At 62.4% G+C, this 14914-nt stretch carries 14 protein-coding genes; 4 read left to right on the forward strand and 10 right to left on the reverse strand.

The window, feature by feature from the left end; genetic code table 11:
* Nucleotides 1-80: 80 nt before the first annotated feature.
* The 5 genes from EN885_RS20280 to yidD form a co-directional block, all read right to left on the reverse strand.
* Nucleotides 81-605 (reverse strand): RES domain-containing protein, encoded by a 525-nt coding sequence (locus EN885_RS20280; RefSeq protein WP_128242729.1) that lies wholly within the window; start codon nt 603-605, stop codon nt 81-83.
* Entirely contained in the window at nt 602-988 is a 387-nt protein-coding gene (locus tag EN885_RS20285; protein WP_095485403.1) for a hypothetical protein, read from the reverse strand. The genes EN885_RS20280 and EN885_RS20285 overlap by 4 nt, the downstream gene beginning before the upstream one ends.
* A gap of 231 nt (nt 989-1219) precedes the next feature.
* On the reverse strand, nt 1220-3196 hold the full coding sequence (gene thrS, locus EN885_RS20290) for a threonine--tRNA ligase (protein ID WP_128242728.1): 1977 nt from the start codon (nt 3194-3196) through the stop codon (nt 1220-1222).
* Nucleotides 3197-3365: 169 nt separating this feature from the next.
* Nucleotides 3366-4199 (reverse strand): class D beta-lactamase, encoded by an 834-nt coding sequence (gene blaOXA, locus EN885_RS20295; protein ID WP_128242727.1) that lies wholly within the window; start codon nt 4197-4199, stop codon nt 3366-3368.
* Nucleotides 4200-4334: 135 nt separating this feature from the next.
* Nucleotides 4335-4706, reverse strand: coding sequence for a membrane protein insertion efficiency factor YidD (gene yidD, locus EN885_RS20300; RefSeq protein WP_126106361.1), 372 nt, complete (start codon nt 4704-4706; stop codon nt 4335-4337).
* Nucleotides 4707-5048: 342 nt separating this feature from the next.
* Between yidD and EN885_RS20305 the strand changes: the two genes are divergently transcribed.
* Nucleotides 5049-5963, forward strand: a complete 915-nt coding sequence (locus EN885_RS20305) for a LysR substrate-binding domain-containing protein (RefSeq protein ID WP_128242726.1) — start codon at nt 5049-5051, stop codon at nt 5961-5963.
* On the opposite strand, the gene EN885_RS20310 is transcribed toward EN885_RS20305, so the two are convergent.
* On the reverse strand, nt 5960-6406 hold the full coding sequence (locus EN885_RS20310; protein WP_126106359.1) for an iron-sulfur cluster assembly scaffold protein: 447 nt from the start codon (nt 6404-6406) through the stop codon (nt 5960-5962). The genes EN885_RS20305 and EN885_RS20310 overlap by 4 nt on opposite strands.
* Before the next feature lie 241 nt (nt 6407-6647).
* Between EN885_RS20310 and folE the strand changes: the two genes are divergently transcribed.
* The 3 genes from folE to EN885_RS20325 all read left to right on the forward strand — a co-directional run bounded on the left by folE (nt 6648) and on the right by EN885_RS20325 (nt 8943).
* Nucleotides 6648-7283 (forward strand): GTP cyclohydrolase I FolE, encoded by a 636-nt coding sequence (gene folE / locus EN885_RS20315; RefSeq protein WP_126041635.1) that lies wholly within the window; start codon nt 6648-6650, stop codon nt 7281-7283.
* Between the two features lie 136 nt (nt 7284-7419).
* Complete coding sequence (gene hisI / locus EN885_RS20320; protein ID WP_127206601.1) at nt 7420-7890, forward strand: phosphoribosyl-AMP cyclohydrolase; 471 nt, start codon at nt 7420-7422, stop codon at nt 7888-7890.
* 84 nt (nt 7891-7974) lie between these two features.
* Nucleotides 7975-8943, forward strand: coding sequence for a patatin family protein (locus EN885_RS20325; RefSeq protein ID WP_127294836.1), 969 nt, complete (start codon nt 7975-7977; stop codon nt 8941-8943).
* 399 nt (nt 8944-9342) lie between these two features.
* Here the strand turns inward: EN885_RS20325 and recJ are convergent, their stop codons facing one another.
* The 4 genes from recJ to EN885_RS20345 all read right to left on the reverse strand — a co-directional run bounded on the left by recJ (nt 9343) and on the right by EN885_RS20345 (nt 14892).
* Entirely contained in the window at nt 9343-11127 is a 1785-nt protein-coding gene (gene recJ / locus EN885_RS20330) for a single-stranded-DNA-specific exonuclease RecJ (RefSeq protein WP_128242725.1), read from the reverse strand.
* A 61-nt stretch (nt 11128-11188) separates the two neighbouring features.
* Nucleotides 11189-12172, reverse strand: coding sequence for a class II fructose-bisphosphatase (gene glpX / locus EN885_RS20335; RefSeq protein WP_126106357.1), 984 nt, complete (start codon nt 12170-12172; stop codon nt 11189-11191).
* Nucleotides 12173-12313: 141 nt separating this feature from the next.
* Nucleotides 12314-13627, reverse strand: a complete 1314-nt coding sequence (locus tag EN885_RS20340; protein ID WP_126106356.1) for a homoserine dehydrogenase — start codon at nt 13625-13627, stop codon at nt 12314-12316.
* Between the two features lie 47 nt (nt 13628-13674).
* Nucleotides 13675-14892 (reverse strand): LL-diaminopimelate aminotransferase, encoded by a 1218-nt coding sequence (locus EN885_RS20345; RefSeq protein ID WP_095485414.1) that lies wholly within the window; start codon nt 14890-14892, stop codon nt 13675-13677.
* Nucleotides 14893-14914: the final 22 nt, after the last annotated feature.

Consider the following 14914-nt stretch of genomic DNA (forward strand, 5'->3'; position numbering starts at 1 on the left):
GTTACAAGGCTGGCGTGACAAGCATGTGAAATGGCGGGCATGTGAAAATGGCGGGGGTTCGCCCAACCGCCATGAAGCCATCATTGCCACGACGACTGATCGCGCGGCAACCGACCATCTGGATCATGCACATCTACCTTGTCGTCGGCCGTCAGATTGGCGCTGAATATGACGAGATTGGTGCCTCCCGCATGCTGAAGCGAAGGAAAAAGCAGGCCGCGGCAACCGGCCGTGATCAGTATGTCGGAGAGTTTCCACGATGGCGGCGTCTTCTTGTCGATACGCGCGATAAGACGCCATTTACAATCCCATTCCGCCCATTCGGGACCCCAGATGAGGGGATCATACCCCGTCGACAAATCTACAACCTGATCCAACGTGACCTTGTAGGCCGCTAGTGTCGCTGGCGGAGTAATTGAAGCTCCCTGGCGATATTCATCGAGAGCCGTCTGCGGCGCGCGCGAGAGATAAAGCGCTTCGATCCCGGGTCGATTGAACCGACCTCCGTCAATCGCCGCACCGGCGCCGCTTACCGGAACATATGCCCATCTCGGCGTCAGGTAGCGATGGAAGACCTCGTCCGGCGCAATGCGGACGAGATTCATCCGCGCGCGCCGTTTTCCAAGTCGCGGAGATAGCTCAACACTGCTTCAAAATGCCCTTCGGCCACCAATTCGGCTGCGGTCTTGTGATCGTATTCGGCGATCGGCTCGTTTCGATACCAGTAAATTGCTTTGCTAATATCTCCGGTGAGCGTCGCCGCGGCCGTGATCGCCTTGATCATTTCGCGCATCCGGCTTTGCAGTCGCTCAGAGGCCGGATTGCGAAGCGTGTTTCGGTGAACACCCGTCAGATCGGCCAGGTTCGTCACCTGGACACCAAGCGCTTTTGAAAAGCGTTTTGGTGAAATGTAAGGTGTGCGAGGTTCCTGAAGGCTCTCCACGAAGCCCGACACCATGGCGGCCTGCGTATTCTGAGCGATTGTCATCGGTCTTCTCCGGCGCTTGTGATGACACTTGTCTGCACAATATGTGCACATCTCTTTGCATATCAAGTGCCGATTGCCTCGGTCAGCGCTCAGATCAAAGAAAGTAGCCATCAACGGCGACGGAATTCTCGCCTTCTCGAAATGCCAAATACGAAGCGTCTGCTACGTCAACCCTGTCGGCGTGAGCTTCGCCAGCTCACTACCGACAGGGATGCGCCATTAGAGCCAGGTCTAGGCCGCCCGTTTGCGCTTGCGGTCGGGCGTCACCGCCTCTTCGGCAAGCATTGCCACCGCCTGCCCAAGGCCAAGCGATTCCTGGTCGCGCGAGCCGAGCCGGCGGATGTTGACCGTCTCCTCCTCCGCCTCGCGCTTGCCGCAGACGAGGATAACCGGAACCTTGGCCAGGCTGTGCTCGCGGACCTTGTAGTTGATCTTTTCGTTGCGAAGATCGGCTTCCGCCAACAGTCCGGCCGCCTTCAGCTGCGCGACGACCTTTTGCGCGTAATCGTCGGCATCTGAGGTGATCGTCGCCACCACCACCTGCAGCGGCGCGAACCACAGCGGGAAATGACCCGAATAATTCTCGATCAGGATGCCGAGGAAGCGCTCCATCGAGCCGCAGATGGCGCGATGCACCATCACCGGCTGCTTCTTTTCCGAATCGGACCCGATGTAAAAGGCGCCGAACCGTTCCGGCAGGTTGAAATCAACCTGCGTGGTGCCGCATTGCCAGTCGCGGCCGATGGCGTCCTTCAGCACATATTCGAACTTCGGCCCGTAGAACGTGCCCTCGCCCGGATTGACGCCCGTCTTGATCCGGTTGCCCGACCGCGCCGCGATCTTGTCGAGCACGTCCTGCAGCACGCCCTCGGCATGATCCCACATCGCGTCGGTGCCGACCCGTTTTTCGGGGCGGGTCGCCAGCTTGACGGTGATTTCGTCGAAGCCGAAATCGGCATAGGTCGACAGGATCAGGTCGTTGATCTTGATGCACTCGTCGGCGAGCTGTTCCTCGGTGCAGAAGATGTGGGCATCGTCCTGGGTAAAGCCGCGCACGCGCATCAGCCCGTGCAGCGCCCCGGACGGCTCATAGCGATGCACATTGCCGAATTCCGCAAGCTTTACCGGCAGATCGCGGTAGGACTTCAGCCCGTGCTTGAAGATTTGGACGTGGCCGGGGCAGTTCATCGGCTTCAGCGCAAACACCCGGTCGTCGTCGGTGTCGTCGCCGGCAACCGTCACCTTGAACATATTGTCCCGGTACCAGCCCCAGTGGCCCGACGTCTCCCACAGGCTCTTGTCGAGAACCTGCGGCGCGTTGACCTCCTGATAGCCCTGCTCGTCGAGGCGGCGGCGCATGTAGTTGACCAGGTTCTGGAACATCCTCCAGCCCTTGGCGTGCCAGAAGACGACGCCCGGCCCCTCTTCCTGGAAATGGAACAGGTCCATCTCGCGGCCGAGCTTCCGGTGATCGCGCTTTTCGGCTTCCTCCAGCATGGTCTGATAGGCGTCGAGCTGCGCCTGATCGGCCCAGGCCGTGCCGTAGATGCGCGTCAGCATCGGGTTGTTGCTATCGCCGCGCCAGTACGCGCCGGCCACCTTCATCAGCTTGAAGGCGTTGCCGATCTGGCCGGTCGAGGCCATATGCGGGCCGCGACACAGATCGAACCAGTCGCCCTGCGCATAGATCTTGAGATCCTGATCGTCGGGGATGGCGTCGATCAGCTCGAGCTTGTAGCGCTCGCCCTTGTCGGCAAAGATTTTTTTCGCCTTCTCGCGCGACCACACCTCTTTGGTGAACGGCTTGTTGCGCGCGATGATCTCGCGCATCTTCTTCTCGATCACCGGGAAATCGTCGGGCGTGAACGGCTCGTTGCGGGCAAAGTCGTAGTAGAACCCGTTCTCGATCACCGGACCGATGGTCACCTGCGTGCCCGGCCACAATTCCTGCACGGCCTCGGCCAGCACGTGTGCTGCGTCGTGGCGGATAAGCTCCAGCGCGCGCGGGTCTTCGCGGGTGATGATCTCGATCTTGCCGGACTTGCCGAGCGGATCGGAAAGATCGCGCACGACGCCATCGATCGAGTAGGCCACGGCCTTCTTGGCCAGCGACTTCGAGATCGATTCCGCCAGGCCGGCGCCGGTCATCGCCGCTTCATAGTCGCGGACGGAGCCATCGGGAAATGTCAGGGAAACGGAATTCAGCATAGAGTTCTCCTATCCAGTCCCGCAAACGAGCGCGGGTGGTGAAATGCATGTCGCCCAAAAGTGCGTAGCGGTTTTGGGGCGACCACATGCATAAAGTAAAAGCCGGATGCGTCCGGCGGCAGTCTTTTATGGGCAGATTCCCGTGCCGTAAAGGCGAATGGCCGATCACTTACTCTTGTTTGATGAGATTCGGCAGGTCTTTCAGGAACATCGCCCGCGTCTTGAGGCCCTTGGGCGTGTCCGATCGTTTCGCATCGACCGCCAGGCGGGCAAAGACGATCTTGCGGCCATCCTTTTGCGCCCAGCCGACAAACCAGCCAAGCGAGCGATTGTCCACGATCTTGTCGGCGTCGTTGCGAAGCCTAGTGGTCCCGGTCTTGCCCTGAACCGTCCAGCCACCTGCCTGGAAGGTCGGCAAGATCGCCTTGGTCATCGCGTAGGCCTTGTCCGAAACCGGCAGCTTGCGGTCAAGCAGCCGGCGCAGGAAATTCACCTGTTCGACCGGCGATATCTTGAGGGAAGAATTCACCCAGGACCGGGTGAGGCTATCATTTTTACCGGCATTGCCAGAAACATCCGTGTTGCCGTAGTCGAATTTCGACACGTAGCCGGCAAAGCGCTCGCTGCCGAGCCGGCGGGTGATTTCCCGCGAAAACCACAGCACCGAGTCCTTCTCCCAGATCGTCGGGTCGACGGTTTTCTGGTCCCGCTTCACCGCATTGAACTCCGGCCTGTAGTCCCATGCCGGCGTGTGCTCGTCGATTAGGATTCCCGCATCATAGCCGATCAGCGACAATGGGACCTTGAAAGTCGAGGCGGGACTGAAGCGCTGGTCGCAAACCCCTTGCCGATACAGCGTTTCGCCGCTTGCAGCATCCAGGATCAGCGTGCATTCAACGTCGTTCTGCGGCTCGGATTGAGCGCGGATCGGAAAGCCCAAAAACCAGGCCAGAAGATAGAGAACCAAGGCGAAGACGAATGGACGGCGGTCTATCTGGCGCATTTGGCAATCTCTCCTGAGGCAGGTCAGGAGCGGCTTAGCGAGGCGTCTTGTCTCGATTTTGTCTTAAATGCGCAAGATGCGGTCAAGCTTAGCAAATCGTAAAGATCTGCCCGATTGCCCACGCCCCTACCGCCATCAGTCTTCCGGGTCACGCTTTTTTCCGATCCGCCAATACCGCCAGGGCGTGAACCAGACATAACGGTCTTCCAGCACTTCCGGCACCCGGTCGATACCATGCGTGCCGAACGGTCCGCAGCGCAGCACCCTGAAAAGCCCCATCCAGCCACCCGCCCACAGGCCGTGGCGGGCGATCGCTTCATGCGCGTATTCGGAGCAGGTTGGCAGGTGCCGGCACGAATTGCCGACAAAACCGGACAGCGTCAGTTGGTAAAAGCGCACGAGCGATGTGCCCAGCAGGCGGCCGGGCGTCTTGCGCCACGGGCCGGGCCAGTTGCGCCCGCGCTGGAGCGACCTGGCGACATGCGCATGCCCATGTTGGTCGCGCACCGCATTCTCCGCATCGCGTTTCCTTGCACGATAGATGTGGACTTCGACCAGAGAACGCAATCCCCTTCTGATCACCGCCCTGTTGTCCGCCTCAGGCGCTTGGACGGCGGGCGGGATACCGATCGGCCAAGATATGCAGCGAGCAGCCGCGCTCTCTTCGCAGCGTCCGGCATATGGCGGCCTCGCGCCACGCGCTTGAAATGTCGCGACCCGGATGACATCGCCAAAAATGCTCAGAAACTGGATCATGGCCGCATCTCCTTTGAGTGTCAGTTTGACCCCTGCTGGCCTTCATCCTCAAACGAGTATAGTTTCCACCTCGGATAACTTGAGATTATGCAAATGAAGCGCGGGCGCCTTCCCCTGACAGCATTGAGGAGTTTCGAAGCCGCCGGCAGGCAGCTGAGCTTCAGCCGGGCGGCCGACGAGCTCTTTGTCTCCCAAGCGGCGATCAGCCGTCAGATCCGCGAACTCGAGCTGTTCCTGCGCCAGCCCTTGTTCGTGCGCCACCATCGCCGCGTCGAACTTACCGACACCGGCCGGCGCTTGCTCGATCAACTCGTCAGAAGTTTCGACGCAATCGATGGGCTGCTTTCGGAAATGATGGCGACGCCGGCCCAATCCGTGGTCTGCGTCAGCGTCGAGCCTTCGCTTGCCGCATCCTGGCTTGTGCCGCGGCTCAATCGATTTCGCGAGCTGCGGCCGGATATCGACATTTCCCTCGACGTCGACCCGCGCCTGATCGAGTTCCGCAGCGATCAGGCCGAACTCGCTCTGCGCTTCAGCGCCCACAGCACGTCATGGCCGCGCAGCGAGGCGGAATGCCTTGCTTCGGTCATCTATTCGCCTGTGCTGTCGCCGGCTCTTTCCGCGGCCGGTCCGGCACTGGAAAGCCCGGCCGACCTGCGGCGCTACACCTTGCTGCATGAAGAAAATCGGCAGAGCTGGGCTCGCTGGTTCGAGGCAGCAGGCGTAGCCGCGGATGAGATGCCGGAGCGTGGCCCGTTGCTGGCGGACGCGTCGCTGTCGAAGCAGGCCGCCGTGCTGGGGCACGGCGTTGCGCTGGCTGACCTTCTGCTGGCCAAGGAGGAACTGGCGACCGGTGCGTTGATCAAGCCGTTCGGCACCGACATAGTTTGCGGCGCCTATTGGCTGGTTGCCAGGAGCCTACGCAACCTATCCGAACCGGCTGCGGCGTTCGCCGAATGGGTCCGGGTCGAATTTGCCGAAAGCAGGCGTTCTCTGGAGGGTATTTAGGCTGCCTGTTCGGCGCGCTTCTTCTCGATCTGGCCGATCGCGTCGACCACGGCATCGAAGGTAAGCATGGTCGAGGCATGGCGGGCCTTATAGTCGCGCACCGGTTCGAGATATCTCAGGTCGGCGAAGCGGCCTTCCGGCGGCGCGCCGTTTTCCTTCAGCATCTTCAGCATCGTCTCGCGAACGCTGCGCAATTCATCCGCGCTGGCGCCGACGACATGCTGCGCCATGATCGAGGACGACGCCTGGCCAAGCGCGCAGGCTTTAACGTCATGGGCGAAATCGGTGACGACGCCGTCATCCATCTTCAGATCGACGGTCACGGTCGAGCCGCACAGCTTGGAATGCGCGCGCGCGGTTGCGTCGGGATGGTCGAGCCGGCCGATCCGCGCGATATTCCCGGCAAATCCCAGAATTTTCGCATTGTAGACATCGTCGATCATATTTTTCCAATCCGTCGCCGCCGAGCGAACAGCGATTGCCGCTGACGGTCTTCCTTTCGCTCGGCACGATCATATATAATGCTGGTAGTCGGGTATGGACAAGGCAACCAACAACCTCGTCCGTGCTCAAATCAAGTTCACGCCGCTTACGGGCTGGAAACAGGGCACGTTTCTAACACCCGAAAGGTCGTGGTCCGTTCAACTCGTTCCTCCTGAGAGAGGAACTACGGGAGACGCCTTTATGGATGCCGTCATCAAGAAATTCATGCCCCCCTCCGCCTATCTGGAAAAGCCGGTCACCGACCGGCCGAGCGAAGCCGAAGCCGAGGCCGCGGTTCGCACGCTGTTGCGCTGGGCCGGCGACAATCCGGACCGGGAGGGCCTCGTCGACACGCCAAAGCGTGTGGTGAAGGCCTATCGCGAAATGTTCGGCGGCTACGACAAGTGCCCGGCCGAGGAACTCGGCCGCACCTTCGAGGAAGTCGCCGGCTATGACGACCTTGTCCTCGTCAAGGATATAACGTTCCATTCGCATTGCGAGCACCACATGGTGCCGATCATCGGCAAGGCGCATGTCGGCTATTTGCCGGACGGCAAGGTTGTCGGCCTGTCCAAGATCGCGCGCGTCGTCGATATCTTCGCCCAGCGCCTGCAGACCCAGGAAGCCATGACCGCACAGATCGCCGGCGTCATCCAGGATGTGCTCAATCCGCGCGGCGTCGCCGTCATGCTCGAAGCCGAGCATATGTGCATGGCCATGCGCGGCATCCGCAAGGAGGGCTCCACTACGCTGACCTCGACCTTCACCGGTGTCTTCAAGGACACGCCCGAGGAACAGGTCCGTTTCGTCACCATGGTGCGTGGCGGCAGGGGCTGAAGACCCCCGCGGTCGCTAGCCATGATACCGAAAAGTGGGAACCGGTTCTCGGACAGGATCATGGCCAAACAACAAGACAGAGCCTCGCCCATTCCGATCCTATCGGAATGGGCGAGGCTCTGAACAAGGACCGGCGATGTCGGCAGTGGAATTTCCGAAAGCTCCATCAGACAAGAAGGCACTGGAAGAAAGCACGGTCTTTTCGCCGCGCTTCGATGCCAGCGGCCTCGTCACCGTCGTCGTTACGGATGCCGAAGACGGAATGCTGCTGATGGTCGCGCATATGAACACCGAAGCGCTGGCGCTGACGCTGGAAACCGGCATCGCTCATTACTGGTCGCGCGCGCGCAGCGCTCTGTGGAAGAAGGGCGAAACGTCCGGGAACGTCCAGACCGTCGTCGAGATGCTCACGGATTGTGACCAGGATGCCATATGGTTGCGCGTCAAAGTGATGGGCCACGACGCAACCTGCCACACCGGCCGGCGTTCTTGCTTCTATCGGACGGTGGGACTGATCGACGGCAAGGGGACGCTTGCCAGCGACGGCAGCAAGCCGCTGTTCGACGCGGAAGAAATGTATCGAAAGCCCCGTGAACCATCCAAATGAACCATTCGCCGAATTGCAACCACGTATATTCATGATTTCGATACTGCCAGCCTCTATGTTGGCAGTCGGACAAGGGAGATTGTGATGCTCGAATGGGCGTCATCGCGCAACCGACTGGACGTTCGAGAGGCCAATGGCCTGTCATCGTCCGCCGGCGCATCCGAAACGAACCCCGCCAAGAAAACAGGCATTTCGCTGGCATTGGGCGGCGGCTGCGCGCGCGGCTGGGCTCATATCGGCGTGCTGCGCGCGCTTGACGAAGCCGGCATCGAAGTGTCGATGATCGCCGGCACCTCGATCGGCGCGCTGGTCGGCGGCTGCTATCTTGCCGGCAAGCTGGATGAGCTGGAAGAATTCGCCAGAAGCCTGACCAAGCGGCGCATTTTTGGTCTTCTCGATCTCAATCTGCGCGGCAGCGGCCTGTTCGGCGGCATGAAGCTCGACGCACGGCTGCGCGAGCATATGGCCGGCATCCGGTTCGAGGATCTGCCCAAGCCTTTCGTCTGCGTCACCTCGGAGATCCGCACCGGCCATGAAATCTGGCTGTCGGGCGGCTCGCTGATCACCGCCATGCGCGCCTCCTATGCACTGCCCGGTGTGTTCGAACCGGTCACTTGCAACGGCCGCGTGCTGGTCGACGGCGCGCTGGTCAATCCGGTTCCGGTCTCGGTCTGCCGCGCCTACGAGCAGCCGCTCGTGGTCGCGGTGAACCTTCACTACGATCTGTTCGGCCGCGCCGCCGTCATCAAGCATAGCGCCGGCGAACTGGTCGTCGAAAAGGATGCGCCAAGGCCCGGCCTGTTTGACGCAGCGCACCAGTACCAAACACGGCTCGGCATCACCGGCGTCATGGTCGAGGCCTTCAACATCATCCAGGACCGCATTTCGCGTGCACGACTTGCCGGCGACCCGCCCGATATGTCGCTGCAGCCTAAGCTCAGCCATATCGGCCTGACCGAATTCCACCGCGCCGACGAGGCGATCCGCATCGGCTATCAGGTTACGATGGCACAGATCAGCGAGTTGACCCGGCTGCAGACGGTTCTGGCCTAGCTCGTCGGCATAGGTGTTTGGCAGGTTGCAGGCTGTTGGCAGGCAGGATTTTCGCCGTTCGTCTGGGTCGACTATCGCCGACATTGGAGATTGGCCGAAGCCTTCCCAACTTCGTCATCCCAGGGCGAAGCAGGAGCGAAGCTCCGTCGCGGAGACCCTGGGATCCATGCCGTAACGCTAGTCAAAGAGTACAGCGGAGCAGAATTCTGCGCAGTGGCGGCGTTCCAATGTCATGGCATGGATCCTGGGGTCTGCGCCGCGTCGCTTCGCTCCTTGCTCCGCCCCAGGATGACGAAGCGATGGGCGTTTCGGCTAATCTCCAAGGCATGCGATCGCCAATACAAGCACGTCCGGCCTGTCAAAACTTCTGCGCTAAGGACCTAAGTCGGCTCACAACGCTCAGGCGCGTGCGGCATCGACGATGCGGAACTGCACCGTGCGGTTGCCGTTCCAGTGATTGCCCGACAGCGAACCGGCGACATGCACTGGCTTGCCCCTGTTCTTGAACAAGAATTCGCCGAGCGCCGTATCGACGGCGCGAAAGGCGATCGCCTGGATGCGGCCGCCGCTTTCCGACTGCAACTCGGCGCGGATGTGATTGGTGCCGACCGGCCTTGCATCGGCAAGGCGATGGCGCGGCAGCGCGAAGATCGGCGCGACATGCCCGGCGCCGAACGGGCCGGCTTTCTCCAATGCATCGAGCAGGCCGAGCGTTGCACCCTCGGCGGCCAGCGCACCGTCGATCGCCAGGCTTTCCTCACCTTGCAGCCGGAACACGTCGGCCGCCGCTCGTTCCTCGAAGAAGGCCCGGAGCGCGCCAAGTTTCGCCCGCTCCACCGTGATGCCGGCTGCCATGCCATGGCCGCCGCCTTTGACGATCAGCCCGGCAATGGCCGCCTCGCGCACCAACCGGCCAAGGTCGAAACCCGACACCGAACGGCCTGAACCCGTGCCGACGCCGTTGGCGTTGAAGGCGATGGCGAAGGCGGGCCGGCGCGCATGGTCCTTGAGCCGCGAGGCCAGCAGGCCGACGATGCCCGGATGCCAATTGGAGCTGGCGGTGACGACGATGGCCGGCCCATTGCCGCCGGCAAGCTCGGCATCGGCCTCCACGCGTGCCGCGGCCAGCATTTCCAGCTCCATCTGCTGCCGTTCCTGATTGAGCCGGTCCAGCGTCTCCGCAATGGTGCGGGCCTCGACGGGATCGTCGGTGGCGAGCAGGCGGCTGCCGAGCGCTGCATCGCCGATGCGCCCGCCGGCATTGATGCGCGGGCCGATCAGATAGGCCAGATGGAAGGTGCTGACCGGCTCGCCGATGCGCGAGATCCGCGCCAGCGCCGCCAGTCCTTCGTTCCTCTGCTGGCGCGCCATCTGCAGCCCTTTGACCACGAAAGCGCGGTTGACGCCGGTCAGCGGCACCACGTCGCAAACGGTCGCCAGCGCCACGAGGTCGAGCAAGCCAAGCAGATCCGGCGGTGCGGCATCCGGCAGCCGGTCGCGCAGGATCTTCGCCGTCTGCACCAGAGCCAGGAAGACGACGCCGGCGGCACAAAGATGGCCCTGCCCCGAAAGGTCGTCCTCGCGATTGGGATTGACAACCGCTACCGCCGCCGGCAACGGGCCGCCTAGCTGGTGATGGTCGAGCACTACGACATCGGCGCCGGCAGCCTTCGCCGCGTCGATGGAAACGGCGCTATTGGTGCCGCAATCGACGGTGACGATCAGCGTCGCGCCGCGCGAGACGAGCTCGCGCATGGCTTCCGGATTGGGGCCGTACCCCTCGAAGATGCGGTCCGGGATGTAGATCTCCGATGGCACGGAGAAATGCGCGAGAAACCGCTTGAGCAGCGCCGATGAGGCCGCGCCATCGACATCGTAATCGCCGAAGATCGCCACCTTTTCCCCGGCAACGATTGCCGCGGCGATGCGGGCAGCGGCCTTGTCCATGTCGGTCAGCGACGCCGGGTTCGGCAAAAGGTCGCGGATGGTCGGATCAAGGAACCGCTCGGTCTGCTCGGCGGTCACGCCGCGTCCGGCAAGGACGCGCGCGACGATGTCCGGCACGCCATAGCCTTGCGCTATGGCAAGCGCGGTCATGTCCTGCCGCTCGGTCAGCCGGTGTTCCCAGGAAACACCAGTGGCCGACTGCCTTACATCGAGGAAGATACGGTTTTCGCCCGTCATGCGACGCGCCGTCTGCGGATTGTCATTTCTCACAATATGCGACGGCTAGCCGAGTCGGGAATCAAAACTTTTCCAGATCCTGGTGCCTTGCTTTGATCTCGCGCACGGTTCGTGACGACGAGCGCAGCACGATCGTATGCGTGGTGATGGAATTGCGGCCGAACTTGACGCCGGCCAGCATGTTGCCGTCGGTCACGCCGGTTGCGGCGAACAGCACATCGCCGCGCGCCATGTCTTGTGTGCGATAAACCCGCTTCGGGTCGGAAATGCCCATCTTGGCCGCGCGCTCCACCTTTTGCGGCGTGTCGAGGATCAGCCTTCCCAGAATCTGGCCGCCGGTGCAGCGCAACGCTGCCGCTGCCAGAACGCCCTCCGGCGCGCCGCCGGTGCCGAGATAGATGTCGATGCCGGTTTCATCCGGATCGGTGGTATGGATGACGCCGGCGACGTCACCATCGCCGATCAGCCGGATCGCAGCGCCCGTGGCGCGCACCGCTTCGATCAGCGCGCCATGGCGCGGCCGGTCGAGGATGCAGGCGGTGATCTCCGACACCGCCACGGCCTTGGCCCTGGCCAGGCTCGCGATGTTTTCGGCCGGCGAGGCATCGATGTCGATGACACCGTCCGCATATCCCGGGCCAACGGCGATCTTGTCCATATAGACGTCGGGCGCGAACAGGAGGCTGCCCTTTTCCGCAATGGCAATGACGGCCAGCGCATTGGGCAGGTTCTTGGCGCAGATCGTCGTGCCTTCGAGCGGATCCAGCGCGATATCGACCGCCGGGCCTTTGCCGGAGCCGACCTCTTCGCCGATGTAGAGCATCGGGGCCTCGTCGCGCTCGCCCTCGCCGATCACCACCGTGCCGTTGATGGCGAGACGGTTGAGCTCCTCGCGCATCGCGTCGACTGCGGCCTGGTCGGCGGCCTTTTCGTCGCCGCGTCCGCGCAGCCTGGCCGCCGCAACCGCGGCGCGTTCGGTGACACGCACCAGTTCCATGGTGAGTATCCGGTCAAGGCCGGCGACGATGTTCTGGGCAACGTTCATCGGTGGACAATCCTCGTTGGTGCATTGCCTCCCGCCAGAGGCGCGCTGGTTGTGTCAAAGCTCCATGACAACAGCAAGACCTGAGCGGGTCTTTTTTGAAAACACAACGATATCAATCGATTGAAAGGAAAGCGTAAATCTCTACTCTGCCCGCTCGATGCGAATGACTTGAGGCTTGTCGGTCAGATGGTCGTCCTTAGTTATGCCTTCGACGGCCTTGCGCACCGCAGCTTCTGTCGTCTCGTGGGTGACGAGGATGACCGTCTTCTGCAAAGCGGTATCCGGCCCGGCGGCGTGCTGCACGATCGATTCCAGCGAAATGTCGTTGTCGGCCATGCGCTTGGCGATGGCGGCAAAGACGCCGATGCGGTCATGCACGGTCAGCCGGATGAAATAGCCGCCGGCATGGCTGCGCATCTGCGCCTTCTTGTAAGGTCGCAATTCCTTCGCCGGCAGGCCGAAGACCGGACCGTGCTGGAAACCGGGCCGGCTCTTGGCGATGTCGGCAATGTCGCCGACCACTGCCGATGCGGTGGCATTGCCGCCGGCACCGGGACCGGAGAGCAAAAGCTCGCCAAGGATGTCGGTTTCGATGGCCACCGCATTGGTGACGCCGTGCACCTGCGCGATGACCGAGGCTGTCGGCACCATGGTCGGGTGCACGCGCTGTTCGATACCGCTTTCCGTGCGCTGGGCGACGCCGAGCAGTTTTATCCGGTAGCCGAGATCGCCGGCCGCTCGGATGTCGGCCTGGCTGATGTTGGAAATGCCTTCCATGTAGATGTCGTTGGCGGCAATCCTCGTGCCGAAGGCAAGGCTGGTCAGGATCGACAGCTTGTGCGCGGTGTCGTGGCCCTCGATGTCGAAGGTCGGGTCGGCCTCGGCATAGCCCAGCCGTTGCGCGTCCTTCAGGCAGGCGTCGAACGACAGGCCCTCGGCTTCCATGCGGGTCAGGATATAGTTGCAGGTGCCGTTGAGGATGCCGAAGACACGGGTTACCGAATTGCCGGCCATCGCCTCGCGCATCGTCTTGATGACCGGAATGCCGCCCGCCACCGCCGCCTCGTAATTGAGCAGCACGCCCTTCTTCTCAGCGATCTCGGCCAGCGCCACGCCATGCTTGGCGAGCAGCGCCTTATTGGCGGTGACGACGTGGCGGCCGGCTTCAAGCGCCGCTTTCACGGAAGAGCGCGACGGCCCCTCGTCGCCGCCGATCAGCTCGACGAGGACATCGATGTCGGCGGTCTGCGCCATTCCTACCGGATCGTCGAACCACTTGGCCGCGCCAAGATCGACGCCGCGGTCGCGTTTGCGATCACGGGCCGAAACGGCTGCCACAACGACCTCGCGGCCGCATTGCCGCGTCAGTTCCGCCGCCTTGTCGCGCAGCACACGCGCCACCGACGCGCCGACGGTGCCGAGACCGGCAATTCCAACACGCAACGCTTCAGCCATGTCCGGCGACGCCCCTCAAGGATTTGGTCGATGTGATATCGGGCAACTCAACGATGCGCGGCGAGCGGCACCACATTGTTGGGCTGCTTGGCGCTGGACGCCAGGAAACGCTTGATGTTGCGCGCCGCCTGCCGGATCCGGTGCTCGTTCTCGACCAGCGCGATGCGCACATGGTCGTCGCCGTGCTCGCCGAAGCCGACGCCCGGCGCCACCGCCACGTCGGCGTGCTCGATCAGAAGCTTGGAGAACTCGAGCGAGCCAAGATGCTTGAACGGCTCCGGTATCGGCGCCCAGGCAAACATCGACGCCGCCGGCGCGGGAACAGTCCAGCCGGCGCGGCTGAAGGCGTCGACCATCACGTCGCGGCGCTTATGGTAGATGTCGCGCACTTCGGCGATGTCGGCGCCATCGCCGTTGAGCGCGTGCGCGGCCGCCACCTGGATCGGCGTGAAGGCGCCATAGTCGAGGTAGGACTTGACCCTGGTCAGCGCCGAGATCAGCCGCTCGTTGCCCACGGCAAAACCCATGCGCCAGCCCGGCATGGAAAAGGTCTTCGACATCGAGGTGAACTCGACCGCCACGTCGATCGCACCCGGCACCTGCAGCACCGAGGGCGGCGGATTGCCGTCGAAATAGATTTCCGAATAGGCAAGGTCCGACAGGATGATGATGTCGTTCTTCTTGGCGAAGGCCACCACGTCCTTGTAGAAATCGAGCGAGGCGACCTGCGCCGTCGGGTTCGACGGGTAATTGAGGATCAACGCCAGCGGCTTCGGGATCGAATGGCGGATGCCGCGCTCCAGCGCCGGAATGAAGCCATCGTCCGGCTCCACTTGCAACGAGCGGATGACGCCGCCCGACATGATGAAACCGAAAGCGTGGATCGGATAGGTCGGGTTGGGGCACAGGATCACGTCGCCGGGCGCGGTTATCGCCTGCGCCATGTTGGCAAAACCTTCCTTCGAGCCCAGCGTCGCCACCACTTGCGTGTCCGGATCGAGCTTCACACCGAAACGGCGGGCATAGTAACTGGCCTGGGCGCGGCGCAGGCCCGGAATGCCGCGCGACGACGAATAGCGATGCGTGCGCGGATCGCGCACGACCTCGCACAATTTGTCGACGATGGCCTTGGGCGTCGGCAGGTCCGGATTGCCCATGCCAAGGTCGATGATGTCGGCGCCGCGCGAGCGGGCACTGGCCTTCAGCCGGTTGACCTGCTCGAAGACATAGGGCGGAAGCCGGCGGACCTTGTGAAATTCTTCCATATCAATTCCAGAGGTGGGTCAA

Origin of the sequence: Mesorhizobium sp. M6A.T.Cr.TU.014.01.1.1 (assembly GCF_004022765.1) — a bacterium.
GTDB lineage: Bacteria > Pseudomonadota > Alphaproteobacteria > Rhizobiales > Rhizobiaceae > Mesorhizobium > Mesorhizobium mediterraneum.